This window comes from Micromonospora sp. ZG13 (assembly GCF_059359355.1).
Genome location: NZ_JCADBQ010000001.1, coordinates 685,219 through 701,444, shown reverse-complemented (window position 1 = coordinate 701,444; position 16,226 = coordinate 685,219). Strand labels below are relative to the sequence as shown.

Below are 16,226 nucleotides of genomic sequence, written 5' to 3'. Positions count from 1 at the left end.
GCCGATCGGCCCGACCGGACGGACGTACGGAGGATCTCAGCCAACGCTCAGGATCCGGGCCGTACCGTGTGCCGAATGAGATCGCCGTTGTCGGCCGCGTGGATCCGGCGTGCCCTGCCCACCCGCCGGCGCGTCGTCGCCGCGACGGTGGTCGTCGTGCTGCTCGCCGCAGCCGTGACCTGGGCGGTCCTGCCGCGGGAGCCGGCCGTGCGCACCGAGGCGGCGTTCGTGAACGTCGCCTCCGGGCCGACCGGGGACGAGCCCGTCGACCTGGACACCACGCTCTACCTGCCCGAGGGCGCCTCGCCGGCCGACAAGGTGCCGGCGGTGCTGCTGGCGCACGGCTTCGGCGGCACAAAGGAGTCCGTACGCGCCGACGCCGAGGAGTTCGCCGGTCGCGGCTACGCGGTGCTCACCTGGACCGCGCGGGGCTTCGGCCGCAGCGGCGGGCAGATCCACCTGGACCACCCGGACTACGAGGTACGCGACGCGCAACGGCTGCTGGACTGGCTCGCCGCCCGCCCCGACGTCCGTACCGACGGGGACGGGGACCCGCGGGTGGGCGTCGTCGGCGGCTCGTACGGCGGCGCCCTGGCGCTGCTGCTCGCCGCGCAGGACCAGCGCGTCGACGCGATCGTGCCGATGATCACCTGGAACGACCTGTCCCGCTCCTTCCTGCCGGAGAGCAGCGGCAAGGAGCCCACCGAGGGCGTCTTCAAGTCGGGCTGGGCCGGGCTGTTCTTCGGCGGCGGCGGCAACGTCGGCTCCGGGCCGGCCGGGCTCTCCGGGACCAGCGCCGCGCAGCCCGAGGGGGCGCCCGCCTCCGCCGGCCCGCCCAGCCCGGGGCCGGGCGCCGGTCCGGGCACCGGCCCGGGGCGCGCGCCGGCCGGCGCCGGCGACCCGGCGTGCGGCCGGTTCGCCGCCGACATCTGCGCCGCGTACCTGCGCATCGCCACCACGGGTCGGGCCGACCAGGCCGCCGTGGACCTGCTGCGCCGCTCCAGCCCGGCCGGGGTGCTCGACCGGATCGAGGCGCCGACCCTGCTGGTGCAGGGCGAGGCGGACACCCTCTTCCCGCTCGGCGAGGCGGACGCCAACGCGCGCGGCATCGCCGCCGCCGGCACGCCCGTGCGGGTGGCCTGGTTCACCGGCGGCCACGACGGCGGCGAGGGCCCGAAGACCGACTCGGACCGGGTGAAGTTCCTGACCGTGCAGTGGCTCGACCACTACGTCAAGGGCGAGGGCGAGGCCCCGGGCGACGACTTCACCTGGTCGCGTATCGCCGGCTTCGACGCCCTCGACCGGGGGCTGGTGGCCACCGGCTACCGCTACGCCGACTATCCCGGCGTCGCCGGCACGGCCCGCCGGAGCGTGCCGGTGGCCGGTCCCGCCCAGCCCGTCGCCAACCCACCGGCCGGCAACCCCGCCGCCATCTCCTCGGTGCCCTTCGCCGGTGAGCTGTCGGCGCTGCTCGGCGGCGTGGCCGGCGACATTCCCGGCCAGCACGCCCGCTTCGAGTCGGAGCCGCTGGCCGAGGCGGTCGACGTGGTGGGCGCCCCGACCGTCGACGTCCGGGCGGCGTCGCCGACGGGGGAGGCCGTGCTCTTCGTCAAGCTCTACGACGTCGACCCCAACGGCGCGGCCACCCTGCCCAACGGCCTGGTCGCCCCGATCCGGCTCACCGGCCTGCCGCCGACGATCGACGCGGCACGCCCGGTCACCGTCACCCTGCCGGCGATCGTGCGCCGGATCGAGGCCGGGCACCGGCTGCGCGTGGTGGTGGCGACCTCCGACCAGGCGTACGCCACCCCGGTCGAGCCGGCCGTGCACACCGTCGCGGCCACCGGCGCGGTCAGCCTGCCGACCGTCGCCGGCGACCCGATCCCCACCTCCGCGACCGTGTGGCGCTGGGTGCTGGCCGGGTTGGTCGCCGCGATCGTCGTCGGGCTCGTCGTGGTCGTCGCCGTGGTCCGCCGCCGGCACCGCCGCCAGGACAGCTCCGTGCACCCGGCGTACGCGGGCGTCCCGCTGGCTGTGCGGCAGCTCCGCAAGGAGTACGCGGACGGCTTCGTCGCCGTCTCCAACGTGGACTTCGAGGTGCACCCCGGTCAGGTCGTCGGCCTGCTCGGCCCGAACGGCGCGGGCAAGACCACCACGCTGCGGGTGCTGATGGGGCTGACCCAGCCGACGGCCGGCGAGGTCTACGTCTTCGGGCACCGGCTGGTGCCCGGGTCGCCGGTGCTGTCCCGGATCGGGGCGCTGGTCGAGGGGCCGGGCTTCCTGCCGCACCTGTCCGGTCTGGAGAACCTCAAGGCGTACTGGCGGGCCACCGGGCGGCCGGCCGAGGACGCGCACTTCGAGGAGGCCCTGGAGATCGCCGGCCTGGGCGACTCCGTGCGCCGGCGGATCAAGAACTACAGCCACGGCATGAAACAGCGCCTCGCCATCGCGCAGGCGATGCTGGGCCTGCCCGAACTGCTCGTGCTCGACGAGCCGACCGACGGGCTAGACCCGCCGCAGATCGCGGAGATGCGCCGGGTGCTCCAGCGCTACGCCACCGACGGCCGGGCGGTGCTGGTCTCCAGCCACCTGCTGGCCGAGGTGGAGCAGACCTGTACGCACGCGGTGGTGGTGAACAAGGGCCGCATCGTCGCCTCGGGCCCCGTCGAGGAGATCGTCGGCGAGTCGCCCAGCGTGCTGTTCGACGTGACCGACCCGGAGGCCGCCCGGGCGGTGCTCGACGGCCTGCACGGGGTGCGGGTGCTCCCCGACAGCGAGGGCCAGCTCGTGGTGGACACCAATGGCACCGCCCGCAGTGAGGTGGTCGCCGAGCTGGTCCGGGCCGGCATCGGGGTGGACCGGGTGGTGCCGCGGCGCCGCCTGGAGGACGCGTTCCTCGCCCTGGTGGGCGAGAACTCTCGGGGAAGCGGGGACCGATGATGGCGGGCACGTCACCCACGGCGGGCGCGGCGGCCGGCTACCGACCGTCGGCGACCCTGCCGTTCGGCGCCGAGTTCCGGCGGCAGGCCTCCCGGCGGCGTACGCAGCTCGCCCTCGGCTTCATGGTGCTGCTGCCGTTGATCATCCTGATCGCGTTCCAGTTCGACACGGGCGACGACGACGACAACGGGCGCGGGGAGTTCGGCAGCCTGGTGGAGTTCGCCACGTCGGGCGGGCTGAACTTCACCCTCTTCACCATCTTCGTCTCGGCGTCGTTCCTGATGGTCGTGGTGGTGGCGCTGTTCTGCGGCGACACGGTGGCCAGCGAGGCGAGCTGGGGCAGCCTGCGGTACCTGCTCGCGGTGCCGGTGCCCCGGGCCCGCCTGCTGACGGTGAAGCTGGTGGTCGCGCTCGTCTACTCGGCCCTGGCGCTGCTGCTGCTCGCCGGCACCGCCCTGCTGATCGGCACGCTGCGCTACGGCTGGGAGCCGCTGCGCAGCACCGTGGCGGCCCAGCTCGAACCGGGCGAGGGGCTGCTGCGGCTGCTGGGGGTGCTCGGCTACCTGGCGGTCGTACTCCTGGTGGTGGCCGGCCTGGCGTTCCTGCTGTCGGTGGTCACGGACGCCGCGCTCGGCGCGGTCGGCGGCGCGGTGCTGCTCTGGATTCTCTCCAGCATCCTCGACCAGATCACCGCGCTGGGCGCGCTGCGCGCGTTCCTGCCGACGCACTACAGCACCGCCTGGCTGGGCCTGCTGTCGACGCCGGTGCAGACCGACGACGTGGTACGCGGCGCGATCTCCGCGATCAGCTACGCGACGCTGTTCTGGGGGCTGGCGTTCTGGCGCTTCACCCGAAAGGACGTCACCAGCTAAGGCGCCGGGTCGGCCGCCTTCTTCCAGGCGCTGACCCCGATCCGGCCCGTGTTGCCGAGGTCGATCGGCCCGTCCAGGCCGACGACCTGCGCGGGCCGGCCAGCGGCGGGCGCGACCTCCAGGCGCTCGCCGGTGGTGGCGACGACCGTCGGGTCGGTGACCAGGTTGCGCCAGAGCACGGCGGCACCGGCCCGTTCGCCGGGCCGCAGGGTCAGTGGCCGGGGCGGCGCGTCGAAGCCCGACGTGATCTCCTTGGCCCCCTCGACCACCCGGACCGGTATCGGGTTGCCGTCGCCGTCGTGCAGACGCAGCACGGGATAACCGTTCAGCGGGTAGGGCTCCGTGCCGCAGTTGACCAGCTCCAGCCCGAGGGCCCGCAGACCCATCGCGGCGCTGGAGCCCGGCGAACTGATCCGGACGCCGGACTCCGGGCACCCGCCGGGGGCGGTCCCGGAATCCGGTGTCGGCGCGCCCGCTCTCGGGATGGTGCTCGGTGCCGGATCGACCGACGGCGGTGCGGCCGCGGAGCAGGCGCCGAGCAGGACGAGGCCGGCCATCGTGACGCCGATCAGCCGTGCCGGTGTGGAAACTCCGCCGCGCGGACACGGTGCGGGTCGGTACGCGGGGGTTGCCATCGCCCGATCATCGCACCGGCCGGTGCTCAGCCGGCCCCGGACACCCGTCCGGGGGAGCGGCTGATGGGCGCTGTCGAGCTGCCCCGTGCGTGGGACCGGTCTCTCCTCAGGTGAGGAACCCGGGGAGCGCGAACTGCTGTCTGTGAGACTGCGGTTCCCGTGAGTGAGAATCGGGTATGTCCACTCCGCCCGCCGTGCCGCCGCCTGAGCCGCCCGCCGAGCCGTCGCCCGCGCCACCGGCTCGGCCGTCCACGTCCCCGCCCGCGCCGCCACCCGTCTCGCAGGCCGCGCCGCCACCCGCGCCGGCACCGGGGCAGCGGCCCGGGCCGAGCGCCCTGGCCGTGCTGGCCGATGAACGCCTGCCCGGGTTTCGCGGGCTTCGGCCGAGGCAGCGTGCGGTGTACGCGACCGCCGTCGCCGTCGTCGTCGTGCTCGGCGTGCTGTTCGCCTACCACGCCGACCTTCTGCTGGACCGGTCGACGGCCACCGATCGGGCCCGATCGGACAGGCAGGCCGAGAAGGTGGTCGACCGTGAGCAGCCCGCGTTCGTGTCCACCGTCACTCCCCTCGACTACGACCGGGACCTGCCCGAGGCCTTCACCGTGCTGCTCGACCGGCCGCTGACCGAGGGCGAGCAGGCCGCCCTCACCGCCCTGACCGGCGCCAGGTCGGAGGTGTGGGAGTTCCTGAAGCCGCTCGGCGGCCGGTTGGTCGAGCACGCGTCCTACGTGGCCCCGCGGGAGGACGGCAACGAGAATCGCGGCCATGCCCAGACGTTCGACCTGAACCTGAACAGCGACCGCGCCGCCGGGCTCACGATCAACAACATGACTGCCGTCAAGGACACGTGCCGCGTACCGACGGCGCAGACCGTCGTCACCCTTCCCCCGGCGGGTGCGGAGTCCCGGCAGGGCCTGCTGTGGGACCTGACCGGGGGACCGACGGACGAGCCGCACGGTCCGTACGCCCTGGCCGAGGGCGAGCCGGAGGAGGGCCGGCTGTACTTCCGCCGCAACGTCGTCGAGCTGGGCAACGGTCAGTCCAACATGGCCTTCCGTATCCAGCCGGAGGTGTCCACCCACACGTGCGAGTGGCACATCGTCGCCTCCTACACCGACACGACCGGTTCCCACGAGCAACGCATCCCGGGCGGCACCGGAACGTTCACCACCGAGGCCGTCCCGTCGCAGCCCGTCCAGTACTTCGAACGCCCCCCGGGCCCGGGGTGGGGCTGCCTCGGCGAGGTGAGCCAGCAGAATTGCCCGGAGACCGCATCCGTACAGCTCCCGAGGCCAGCGGCCCACCGGCCGGTCCCGGGCTGAGCCGCGCGTGCTCGTTCCGGCCGGAGCCGGCAACGATCGACGGGTCCCGGACGGCCCGGTCGCGGGGACGTCAGCGGGACCGGGGCCTGCGCTTGCGGGTGGGGGAGTCGGGGGAGTCCGGCGCGGTGCCGGAGTCGGCGGTGTCCCCGTCGCCGGACGCGTCGGTCACCCGGGCGTCGGTGTGGCGCAGCTCGGCCAGCGTCGTGCCCCGGAGTTGGTAGACGGCGGTGCGCCGGATGCTCAGTTCCGCCATCGGGCCGTCCGCGGGGCGGGTCAGGTAGACCACCGTCGCCCTGCCGTCGCGCACGCTGACGCTCTCCACCGGCGTACGGTCGCCGAGGTCGACCTGGGCCTGGTAGTCCGGCTCGCCCCTGACGTTGCGCCAGGCGGCGAGGGTGAAGAAGCGGCCGGTGCCGCCGCCGTCGAGCATGACCACCCCCACCGCGTCACCCGCGCCGTCGCCGTCGAGGTCGCCCACGGCGCACGGCCGCTGCAACTCCACCCTCGTGCCGTCGGGGTCGGACCAGCGGCCGTCGGCGAGGCGGATCGGGGCGGCGTACCCGCGGTAGCGGATCTTCCTGCTGCCGACCCGGGTGTTGCGCAGCTCCAGGCAGCTGAGCCGGTCGTCGGTGGGGCGGGGGGTCGGGGTGGCCCGGGCGGTCGCCGGGGCGGTGTCGACGTCGTCCCGCTCGACGGCGGTGCCGGCGGGCCGGTCGGCGGACCGGTTCCGCTTCTTCCGGTTGCCCGTGGAGCAGGCGGTGGTCACCACCAGCAGGCAGGCCATGGTCAGCGCCACCACCGGGACGAGCTTGCGACGCATTCGCGCGTTCCTTTCCGTCGATGTGACCGGCACCGTAACGGGCCCGCGCCAGCCCGCAAGGCGGCAGGGACGCCCCTATCCATGGGAGCGTTCCCACGGATAGGGAATTCATCGACACGGTCGAATCTTTGTCGGCATCCTGGTGCCGTCCTGCCGTCCTGATCGGAGGTGCCCTGATGCTCACTGACCGGATAGGTGGCCCGGCCCTGTCCCTGTTCCGTGCCGTCGTCGGCCTGCTCTTCCTCTGCCACGGCCTGGCCTCACTGCTCGGGATCCTCGGCGGCAGCCGGGGCACCGGCGAGGCGGTCCCGCTCGGCGAGTGGCCGGGCTGGTGGGCCGCGCTGATCCAGGCGGTCTGCGGCGGCCTGGTCCTCGTCGGGCTGTTGACCCGGCCGGCGGCCCTGCTGGCGTCCGGCTCGATGGCGTACGCGTACTTCGTGGTGCACCAGCCCGACGCGCTGCTGCCGCTGCGCAACGGTGGTGAGCTGGCCGTCCTGTTCTGCTGGTCGTTCCTGCTGATCGCCGTGTTCGGTCCCGGCGCGTGGGCGCTCGACACCCTGCTGCGCGCCCGGCGCCCCGCCGACTCCCGCTCGGTGACCGTCTGAATCCGTACCGTCGAGGAGGGTTCCGCCGGCCCCGCCCGGCGGATCGACGGCGGCTGCGGGATCGCTCACAGCGTGGGATCCGACGTCGATCCGGGCGTTGTCGGTGCTTAGACTCGACGGCACAACTGCATACCTCATCCAGAGGGGCTGAGGGATACGGCCCGACGACGCCCCGGCAACCACCCCGCGCGCTCACCGCAGAGCGACCGGCGGGGCAGGTGCCAATTCCGTCCCCGCCGCAGGGTGCGATGCGGGGGAAAGATGAGAGGACCCTCGACATGACGTCGACGTTCGCCCCCTCCGGCATCGACACCACCGCCAGCCCCGCCCGCGCCCTGGTCTGCCGCGCCTGTTCGGCCCGCTACCCGCTCGCCGCCCAGCACGCCTGCTACGAGTGTTTCGGCCCGCTGGAGGTCGACTACGACGCCGCCGCGCTGGCGACGGTCACCCGGGAGCAGATCGAGGCGGGCCCGCGCAACATCTGGCGGTACGCGGCGCTGCTGCCCGCCGGGCAGGACCCGGCCACCCGGGTCACCCTCGACCCCGGCTTCACCCCGCTGGTGGCCGCCCCGCACCTGGCCGCCGAACTGGGCGTCACCGGCCCGCTCTGGGTCAAGGACGACAGCGCCAACCCGACCCACTCGTTCAAGGACCGGGTCGTCTCGGTGGCCCTGACCGCCGCCCGCGCGCTCGGCTTCAGCCGCTACGCCTGCGCCTCCACCGGAAACCTGGCCAACTCCGTCGCCGCGCACGCGGCCCGGGCCGGCGCGCCGTCGGTGGTCTTCATCCCTGGTGACCTGGAGCAGGGCAAGGTCATCACCACCGCCGTCTACGGCGGCGAACTGGTCGCCATCGACGGCTCGTACGACGACGTGAACCGGCTCTGCGGCGAGCTGGTCGAGACGGACGAGTTCGAGGACACCGCGTTCGTCAACGTCAACGTGCGCCCCTACTACGCCGAGGGCTCGAAGACGCTCGGCTACGAGGTGGCCGAGCAGCTCGGCTGGCGGATCCCCGCGCAGGTGGTGATCCCGATGGCGTCCGGCGAACTGCTCACCAAGATCGACAAGGCGTTCGCCGAGCTGGTCGAGATCGGCCTGGTCGAGGCGCCGGCGGGCGGCTGGAAGGTGTTCGGCGCGCAGTCGGCCGGCTGCAACCCGATCGCCACCGCCCTGCACGCCGACACCGACACCATCACCCCCGTCCGGCCGACCGGCATCGCCAAGTCCCTGAACATCGGCGACCCGGCCGCCGGCATCTACGCCCTGGAGGCGGTGCGCCGCACGGGGGGCTGGATGGAGTACGTCGACGACGACGAGATCCGCGCCGGAATCCGCCTGCTGGCCCGCACCACCGGCGTCTTCGCCGAGACGGCCGGCGGCGTGACCGTGGCCGTGCTGCGCAAGCTGGTCGAGTCGGGCCGCCTGGACCCGACCGCCGAGACCGTCGTCTTCAACACCGGCGAGGGCCTCAAGACCCTCGACGCGGTGGCCGGCCAGGTCGGCCCCACCCACCGCATCAAGCCCTCGCTGCGAGCCGCCCGCGACGCCGGCCTCCTCGGCTGACCCGACCCGGCTACCGGGGCGGGCGGGGGATTCGCGGCGTAACTGGGTTTTCGCTGTGAGTGCGGAAAACGCGCCGACAAGGACTTGACGGCAGGAACCGGACGGCGCAAGATGCTCCGTGCGGGAGGGCGTTTCGCCGGAGACTTTGAGTTCTTGCGACCCAACGCCGGAGGCGTTGTGCGAGCGTCCCTCCCGACCAACTTCCGATCGGGCCAGCGTTAATTCGCTGGCCCGATCGTCGTCGGGGGGCGCACCCTGAGCCGATGAGCATCGCGATCGCGCCGCTCGACGCCGCCGACCAGGCCGCCGTCGACGAGGCGTACCGGATCGGCGCGGCGGCCAACGACGCCGACCTGCCGGACTTCCCGCCCTTCTGCCGGCGGCGCTTCGAGGCGGCGATCCGGCACCCGATGCCGGGCAACGAGCCGCTCTGGGCGCTGGCCCGGCTCGACGGCGTGCCGGCCGGCTACCTCGCACTGGACCTGCCGCAGCTCGACAACACCGAGAACGCCACGGCCGAGGTGGTGGTGCACCCCCAGTGCCGGCGTCGCGGTGTCGGCCGTGCGCTGCACGAGCACGGCGTACGCCTGCTGCGGGAGCGGGGCCGCAAGCGGGTGCTGGCGATGGCGGTCTCCGCGCTGCCCGGCGGCCCGGCCCGCTCCGGGGCCGCCGCCGCCTTCGCCGCGTCGACCGGCGCCCGGCCGGCGCTGGCGGAGGTCCGCCGCCGGCTCGACACCACCCGGCTCGACCACGACGGCCTGGCCGCCGCGCTGGTCGACGCCCGGGGCCGGGCCGCCGGCTACGACGTCGTGCGCTGGCGGGGGGACACCCCCGAGGAGTACGTCGCCGACATCGCCTACCTGGACGGCCGGCTGATGACCGACGCACCCCTGGGCGACGTGGAGTGGGAACCGGAGCGGATCGACGTCGAACGCGTCCGCGGCATCGAGCGGGCACTGCGGGCGCGGGGGCGGCGGCGCTACCACACGGCGGCGCGCCACGAGGCGTCCGGCCGGGTGGTCGCCTGGACCCTGCTCGACGTCGGCGCGTCGGCCGACTGGCACGCGTTCCAGCAGATCACCATCGTCGACCCGGAGCACCGCGGTCACCGCCTCGGCCTGCTCACCAAGGTCGAGAACCTGCGTCACCTGCTGGCCCACGAGCCGGCGGTACGCGCGATCGACACCTTCAACGCGGCCGAGAACGCCCACATGGTGCGGATCAACGAGCAACTCGGGTTCCGTCCCGTCGACGGTTGGACCGACTGGCAGCTCACCATCTGAGTTTGTGACACGCCCCTACTGATCTGAGGGGTTCCTGTTGCATGATGGCGGGCATGACGGAGACCCCGCACCCCCTGTACGACAGGCACGCCGACACCCTCAACCGGGCGCTGACCGCGATCACGGAGCGCGGGTACTGGTCCGCCTACCCCGAGTCGCCCAGCCCCCGGGTCTACGGCGAGACCGCCGCCGCCGACGGCAAGGCCGCCTTCGAGGCGTACCTCGGCGGTGACTTCCCCCTCGACCAGCCGGGCGCGGCAGACCGGGTCGCCACCGAGGCCAGCCCGTTCGGTGTCGAGCTGAACGTCCGCTACCCGCACGCCGGCGCCGACGAACTGGTCGCCGCCGCCTCCGCCGCCCTGCCCGCCTGGCGCGACGCCGGCCCGCAGGCCCGGGCGGGGGTCTGCCTGGAGATCCTCGACCGGCTGCACAAGCACATCTTCGAGCTGGCCAACGCGGTGCAGTTCACCAGCGGCCAGGCCTTCGTGATGGCGTTCCAGGCCGGCGGCGCGCACGCGCTGGACCGCGCGCTGGAGGCGGTCGCCTACGCGTACGCGGAGATGACCCGGCACCCGGGGACTGCGGGCTGGGAGAAGGCGGCCGGCAAGGGCGACCCGCTGCGGATGAGCAAGACCTTCCACGTGGTGCCCCGTGGCGTGGCGCTGGTGATCGGCTGCAACACGTTCCCGACCTGGAACTCGTACCCGGGGCTGTTCGCCTCGCTGGTCACCGGCAACCCGGTGGTCGTCAAGCCGCACCCGCGCGCGGTGCTGCCGCTGGCGATCACGGTGAAGTACGCCCGGGAGGTGCTCGCCGAGGCCGGCTTCGACCCCAACCTGGTGCTGCTCGCGCCCGAGGCCCCGGGTGAGAAGCTCGCCTCCACGCTGGCCCTGCACCCGGCCGTGAAGATCGTCGACTTCACCGGCTCCACCGAGTACGGCGACTGGCTGGAGGCCAACGCCCGGCAGGCGGCGGTCTACACCGAGAAGGCCGGGCTGAACACGGTGGTGATCGACTCCACCGACGACTTCGCCGGCATGTGCCGCAACCTCGGCTTCACCCTGACCCTCTACAGCGGCCAGATGTGCACCACGTCGCAGAACATCCTCATCCCCTCCGGGGGCATCGAGACCGACCAGGGGCACAAGAGCTTCGACGAGGTGGCGGGCGGGATCGCCGCGGCGGTCGCCAAGATCACCGCCGACCCGGCGCGCGGGGTGGAGATGACCGGCGCGATCGTCAACGACGGGGTGCTGGAGCGCCTCGACGCGGTCACCAAGGTCGGCGAGGCGGTGCTGGAGTCGCGTACGGTCGAGCACCCGGCCTTCCCCGGCGCGGTGGTCCGCACCCCGACGGTGGTCCGGCTGGCGGCCGACGACACCGCGACCTACTCGCAGGAGTGGTTCGGGCCGATCTCGTTCGCCATCGCCACGGACTCCACGGCGCACAGCCTGGAGATCCTGCGCGCCACGGTCGGCGAGAAGGGCGCGCTCACCGCGGCGGTCTACTCCACCGACGGGGCGGTCCTCGACGCGGCCGAGGCGGCGGCGGTCGAGGTCGGGGTGCACCTGTCCTGCAACCTCACCGGCGGGGTCTTCGTGAACCAGTCGGCGGCCTTCTCCGACTTCCACGGCAGCGGCGCCAACGCGGCGGCCAACTCCGCCCTCACCGACGGCGCCTACGTCGCCAACCGGTTCCGCATCGTGCAGTCCCGCCGGCACGCCTGAGTCGGCCCGCTGCCCGGGGCGGCCCCCACGCGGGCCGGTCCGGGCGGCCGGGTCAGGCCGGGCGGCGCATCTGGAGCTCGGTGAGCGCCGGCACGGTGGGGTGCGGGACGCGTACGCCGGTGTCGACGAAGCCCAGCCGCTGGTACGCGCGGTAGGCCCGGTCGTTGCCGACCACGACCTCCAGCATCAGTTCGGGGCGCCCGCACGCCCGCGACCAGGCCGCGACAGCGTCGACGAGGTCGCCGAGGAGGCCGCTGCCCCGCCAGGCCGGGGTGACGTAGACGGCGTACACCACGGTCAGCCCCGGTTCCCCGGGAGCCGCCGTGCCGCCGGCGTGCCCGACGAGCCGGCCGCCCGGATCCGCGACGAACTGCGCGGTGCCCGCCCCGGTGGAGACGGACGCGATCCGGGCCGCGTAGTCCGCGTGCGACCGGGCCGCCGCGTCGGCGAGGGTCTCCAGGAAGGCCAGTGGGGCGTCGGCGAGCATCTCCAGCCGCAGGGCCCGCATCCGGGCGGCGTCGCGCGGCCGGACCCGGCGGATCTCCGCCCGCCGCGCGGGCGGCGACCCGGCGGGCGCGCTCGTCATGACGCATGCCTACCACAGCGATGAGCGCCGATGCCGCTCGGTCGAAATTCGCCCGATTTGTGGTCGTGCGCCGTCGTCACGCTTCGTGTAGCGTGCGATTTCGGTCACCGTTTCAGCGGCCCTCGTCGATCGCCGAGCCGGTGGTCCTCCGGTGCCGGCCCGCCCGGCCTCCGGGGTCGTGGAACGCCGCGCAGAGTGAGGAAGTGCACCGTGGCACAGGGCACCGTCAAGTGGTTCAACTCCGAAAAGGGCTACGGCTTCATCGCCGTCGACGGCGGGCAGGACGTCTTCGTCCACTTCTCGGCGATCGAGATGGACGGCTACAAGGCGTTGGACGACGGCCAGCGGGTCGAGTTCGAGATCGCCCAGGGCCAGAAGGGGCCGCAGGCCGAGCGCGTGCGCGTCATCGCCTGACCCCGGCACTCCTCCCGCGCCCGCGCCGGTCGCCCCCTCGGCCCGGCCGTGGGGGCCGGGGGCGACCCGGCAACGCGGGGCACCCGTGACCGGCCCGTCCCCCGGGGGCGGGCGTCGGCCCGGTTGCGTCGGCAGGGGAGGATCGTGAGCCGTTCCAGCCATCGCTGAGGAGGGTTCATGTCCGACCAGCCGCCCCAGGCCGCGCCGCCCCCGGGAGACCCCGACCCCTCCGCGCCGCCACCCGGCGGCGCGCCGGCCGGTCCACCGCCGCAGGGCTGGGTCTTCCCGCCCACCGGCGGATACCCGGTCGGCTCGGGCCCGTACGGCGGGCAGCCGTGGTATCCGGGCGCTCCGGTCGCCTACCCCGGGCAGCCGGGCCACGGGTGGTACCCGCCGGGGCACGGCCTCGACCCGGCCGACCTGCTCGTCACCCCGCCCGGCGCGGGCGTCAACGGCTGGTTCAACCGGTGCGTCGGCGCGGTGCGCCGGGGCTGGCTGCTGCTGCTGCCGATCCTGCTGCTCACCCAGGTGCTGCCGGCCCTCGTGGTGTCGGTGCTCTCGTTGGTCCTCGACCCGACCGCCAAGTGGGAGCAGTCGATGGGCGACGATCCCGCCGCGCTGCCCGACACCTTCGTGACCGACCTGGGCGTCATGCTGTCCGTGGTGCTCGGCAGCGCCCTCGTCTTCGGTTTCGTGCAGAGCCTGGGCTGGGCGGCCGGCACCTGGGTGGTCACCCGGCAGGCGGCCGGTCAGCCGGTCAGCTTGGGCGCCGCCCTGTCGTACGGGGCGCGCCGGGCCCTGGGCCTCTGGGCCTGGACCCTGCTGATGAGCGTGATCATCGGCCTCGGCCTCTGCCTCTGCTTCATCCCCGGCATCTACTTCGCCTTCGCGCTGAGCATGGCCGGCCCGGTCTACCTGTTCGAGCGGCAGCACCCGATCGGCCGGTCCTTCCGGATGTTCCACGACCGGCTCGGCCTGCTGCTCGGCCGGGTGGCGCTGGTGGCGGCGGCGGTGATCGTCGGCGGCGGCGCCGCGGGCATGGTGGAGGGCATCGGCGCGCTGCCGTTCGGCACCACCCCGATGGACTCGCCCGGCACGGCGGTCGGCGTGATCGTGGTTGCGGTGGTGGGCGCGCTGCTGGCCCTGCCGACCCACCTCGCCCAGCTGGTCGGACTGGTCGTCACGTACGCCGAGCAACGCGCCCACGAGGGGCCGGTGGACAGCGCGCGGCTGGCCGGCGAACTCGGCTGACCGGGCCCATCGTGCTTGCACTCGGCAGGGGAGAGTGCTAAACAAGTCATTGGCACTCGCATACCGTGAGTGCCAATGGTCGGGGCGGTAGGGCCACGGTCGTAGCGGCGTCCAGACGCGGCTGCGGCACATGGCCGGTCGTCGCGGGCTATCCGGCCCGGCCGAGGAGACGTCGTCGTCGCCAGGTGGCGACGTCCCAAGGTGCGTACACCAGGCGGCCCATCCGGGACACACACTCCGGGTGGCCCGTGAGTGTCCAGGAGGACAACGCCGTATGGCCAAGATGATCGCGTTCGACGAAGAGGCTCGCCGCGGCCTCGAGCGGGGCATGAACCAGCTCGCCGACGCCGTGAAGGTGACGCTCGGCCCCAAGGGCCGCAACGTCGTGCTCGAGAAGAAGTGGGGTGCCCCCACCATCACCAACGATGGTGTGAGCATCGCCAAGGAGATCGAGCTCGAGGACCCCTACGAGAAGATCGGCGCCGAGCTGGTCAAGGAGGTCGCCAAGAAGACCGACGACGTCGCCGGTGACGGCACGACGACGGCGACCGTCCTGGCCCAGGCCCTGGTCCGCGAGGGCCTGCGCAACGTGGCCGCCGGTGCCAACCCGATCGCCCTGAAGCGGGGCATCGAGGCCGCCGTGGCCAGCGTCTCGGAGGAGCTGCTCAAGCTCGCCAAGGACGTCGAGACCAAGGAGCAGATCGCCTCCACCGCCTCCATCTCCGCCGGTGACACCAGCGTCGGCGAGATCATCGCCGAGGCGATGGACAAGGTGGGCAAGGAAGGCGTCATCACCGTCGAGGAGAGCAACACCTTCGGGCTGGAGCTGGAGCTCACCGAGGGTATGCGCTTCGACAAGGGCTACATCTCGGCCTACTTCATGACCGACCCGGAGCGCATGGAGGCCGTCTTCGACGACCCCTACCTCCTGATCGTCAACAGCAAGATCTCGTCGGTGAAGGACCTGCTCCCGATCCTGGAGAAGGTCATGCAGTCGGGTAAGCCGCTGCTGATCATCGCCGAGGACATCGAGGGCGAGGCCCTGGCGACCCTGGTCGTCAACAAGGTCCGGGGCACCTTCAAGTCGGTCGCCGTCAAGGCGCCGGGCTTCGGTGACCGCCGCAAGGCCATGCTGGCCGACATCGCCATCCTCACCGGTGGCCAGGTCATCAGCGAGGAGGTCGGCCTCAAGCTGGACGCCGTCGGCCTCGACATGCTGGGCCGCGCCCGCAAGGTCGTGGTGACCAAGGACGAGACCACCATCGTCGACGGTGCCGGCGACGCCGAGCAGATCCAGGGCCGGGTCAACCAGATCCGGGCCGAGATCGACCGGAGCGACTCCGACTACGACCGCGAGAAGCTGCAGGAGCGGCTGGCCAAGCTGGCCGGCGGCGTCGCGGTGATCAAGGTCGGCGCGGCCACCGAGGTCGAGCTGAAGGAGCGCAAGCACCGCATCGAGGACGCCGTCCGCAACGCGAAGGCCGCCGTCGAGGAGGGCATCGTCCCGGGTGGTGGTGTCGCGCTGGTGCAGGCCGGCAAGACCGCCTTCGACAAGCTGGACCTGGTCGGCGACGAGGCGACCGGCGCGCAGATCGTCAAGATCGCGCTGGACGCCCCGCTGCGGCAGATCGCCGTCAACGCCGGTCTCGAGGGTGGCGTGGTCGTCGAGCACGTCCGCAACCTCAACCCGGGTCACGGCCTCAACGCCGCGAACGGTGAGTACGTCGACCTGCTGGCCGCGGGCATCATCGACCCGGCCAAGGTGACCCGCTCGGCGCTGCAGAACGCCGCGTCGATCGCGGCGCTCTTCCTCACCACCGAGGCCGTCGTGGCGGACAAGCCGGAGAAGACCCCGGCCGCCCCGGCTGGTCCGGGTGGCGGGGACATGGACTTCTGAGTCCAGCTCCAACGCCGGAAGGGGCGGGCCGCGTCAGCGGTCCGCCCCTTCCGCTGTCACGTCGGCAGTGGCCGTTGGTTGCGCCTCTTCTGCGCCCGGTCGTACGGCTGCGGAATCTGCACCGGCTCGTCGACCAGCGTCACCGGCTCGTCGGCCGGCTCGCCGACGCCGGCCATCTCCGCCTGCTGCTCGGCGTCGCCGTAGTCGAGCCGGTCGAACGGCAACGGGCCGGGGCGTTCGTCGTCCGTGGTCATGGCTGCCTCCTCTACCGGAAACGGTAGGGCGCGACGATCACCAATGCGGGCAAAT

At 73.2% G+C, this 16,226-nt stretch carries 14 protein-coding genes and 1 riboswitch; of the genes, 10 read left to right on the top strand and 4 right to left on the bottom strand.

Annotation, left to right across the window (positions count from 1 at the left end; translation table 11 throughout):
- Positions 1-75: 75 nt before the first annotated feature.
- Positions 76-2,940: an alpha/beta fold hydrolase gene (locus AC5L34_RS03385; RefSeq protein WP_494823770.1), complete on the top strand. Its 2,865-nt coding sequence runs from the start codon at positions 76-78 to the stop codon at positions 2,938-2,940.
- The gene (locus AC5L34_RS03380; protein ID WP_101412963.1) at positions 2,937-3,812 is read left to right on the top strand and encodes an ABC transporter permease; all 876 of its coding nucleotides are present in this window, start codon (positions 2,937-2,939) and stop codon (positions 3,810-3,812) included. Before AC5L34_RS03385 ends, AC5L34_RS03380 begins: the two co-directional genes overlap by 4 nt.
- On the opposite strand, the gene AC5L34_RS03375 is transcribed toward AC5L34_RS03380, so the two are convergent.
- Positions 3,809-4,369: a DUF4232 domain-containing protein gene (locus AC5L34_RS03375; protein ID WP_494823769.1), complete on the bottom strand. Its 561-nt coding sequence runs from the start codon at positions 4,367-4,369 to the stop codon at positions 3,809-3,811. The two genes, AC5L34_RS03380 and AC5L34_RS03375, sit on opposite strands and share 4 nt — an antisense overlap.
- A gap of 476 nt (positions 4,370-4,845) precedes the next feature.
- Here AC5L34_RS03375 and AC5L34_RS03370 point away from each other — a divergent pair, with 476 nt between their 5' ends.
- The gene (locus AC5L34_RS03370) at positions 4,846-5,769 is read left to right on the top strand and encodes a hypothetical protein (RefSeq protein WP_441176172.1); all 924 of its coding nucleotides are present in this window, start codon (positions 4,846-4,848) and stop codon (positions 5,767-5,769) included.
- A 70-nt stretch (positions 5,770-5,839) separates the two neighbouring features.
- On the opposite strand, the gene AC5L34_RS03365 is transcribed toward AC5L34_RS03370, so the two are convergent.
- Complete coding sequence (locus AC5L34_RS03365) at positions 5,840-6,589, bottom strand: hypothetical protein (protein WP_441176171.1); 750 nt, start codon at positions 6,587-6,589, stop codon at positions 5,840-5,842.
- A gap of 176 nt (positions 6,590-6,765) precedes the next feature.
- Here AC5L34_RS03365 and AC5L34_RS03360 point away from each other — a divergent pair, with 176 nt between their 5' ends.
- The 4 genes from AC5L34_RS03360 (at position 6,766) to paaN (ending at position 11,769) form a co-directional block, all read left to right on the top strand.
- A complete protein-coding gene (locus tag AC5L34_RS03360) occupies positions 6,766-7,194 on the top strand; it encodes a DoxX family protein (RefSeq protein WP_441176170.1) in 429 nt (142 codons plus the stop codon).
- A gap of 131 nt (positions 7,195-7,325) precedes the next feature.
- A riboswitch (SAM riboswitch) is annotated at positions 7,326-7,462 on the top strand.
- Positions 7,463-7,472: 10 nt separating this feature from the next.
- Complete coding sequence (thrC, locus tag AC5L34_RS03355) at positions 7,473-8,759, top strand: threonine synthase (RefSeq protein WP_358164495.1); 1,287 nt, start codon at positions 7,473-7,475, stop codon at positions 8,757-8,759.
- Positions 8,760-9,022: 263 nt separating this feature from the next.
- Positions 9,023-10,042 carry a GNAT family N-acetyltransferase gene (locus AC5L34_RS03350; protein WP_494823768.1) on the top strand — a complete coding sequence of 340 codons (1,020 nt, stop codon included), beginning with the start codon at positions 9,023-9,025 and terminating at the stop codon, positions 10,040-10,042.
- A 53-nt stretch (positions 10,043-10,095) separates the two neighbouring features.
- Complete coding sequence (gene paaN, locus AC5L34_RS03345) at positions 10,096-11,769, top strand: phenylacetic acid degradation protein PaaN (protein ID WP_441176168.1); 1,674 nt, start codon at positions 10,096-10,098, stop codon at positions 11,767-11,769.
- A gap of 52 nt (positions 11,770-11,821) precedes the next feature.
- On the opposite strand, the gene AC5L34_RS03340 is transcribed toward paaN, so the two are convergent.
- Complete coding sequence (locus AC5L34_RS03340; protein ID WP_441176167.1) at positions 11,822-12,355, bottom strand: GNAT family N-acetyltransferase; 534 nt, start codon at positions 12,353-12,355, stop codon at positions 11,822-11,824.
- A gap of 210 nt (positions 12,356-12,565) precedes the next feature.
- Between AC5L34_RS03340 and AC5L34_RS03335 the strand changes: the two genes are divergently transcribed.
- The 3 genes from AC5L34_RS03335 to groL all read left to right on the top strand — a co-directional run bounded on the left by AC5L34_RS03335 (position 12,566) and on the right by groL (position 15,917).
- Positions 12,566-12,769 carry a cold-shock protein gene (locus AC5L34_RS03335; protein WP_067305333.1) on the top strand — a complete coding sequence of 68 codons (204 nt, stop codon included), beginning with the start codon at positions 12,566-12,568 and terminating at the stop codon, positions 12,767-12,769.
- A 177-nt stretch (positions 12,770-12,946) separates the two neighbouring features.
- Entirely contained in the window at positions 12,947-14,020 is a 1,074-nt protein-coding gene (locus AC5L34_RS03330; protein ID WP_494823767.1) for a hypothetical protein, read from the top strand.
- A gap of 274 nt (positions 14,021-14,294) precedes the next feature.
- Positions 14,295-15,917 carry a chaperonin GroEL gene (groL, locus tag AC5L34_RS03325; RefSeq protein WP_088998150.1) on the top strand — a complete coding sequence of 541 codons (1,623 nt, stop codon included), beginning with the start codon at positions 14,295-14,297 and terminating at the stop codon, positions 15,915-15,917.
- A 56-nt stretch (positions 15,918-15,973) separates the two neighbouring features.
- On the opposite strand, the gene AC5L34_RS03320 is transcribed toward groL, so the two are convergent.
- A complete protein-coding gene (locus AC5L34_RS03320) occupies positions 15,974-16,171 on the bottom strand; it encodes a hypothetical protein (RefSeq protein ID WP_441176165.1) in 198 nt (65 codons plus the stop codon).
- Between the last annotated feature and the right edge of the window lie 55 nt (positions 16,172-16,226).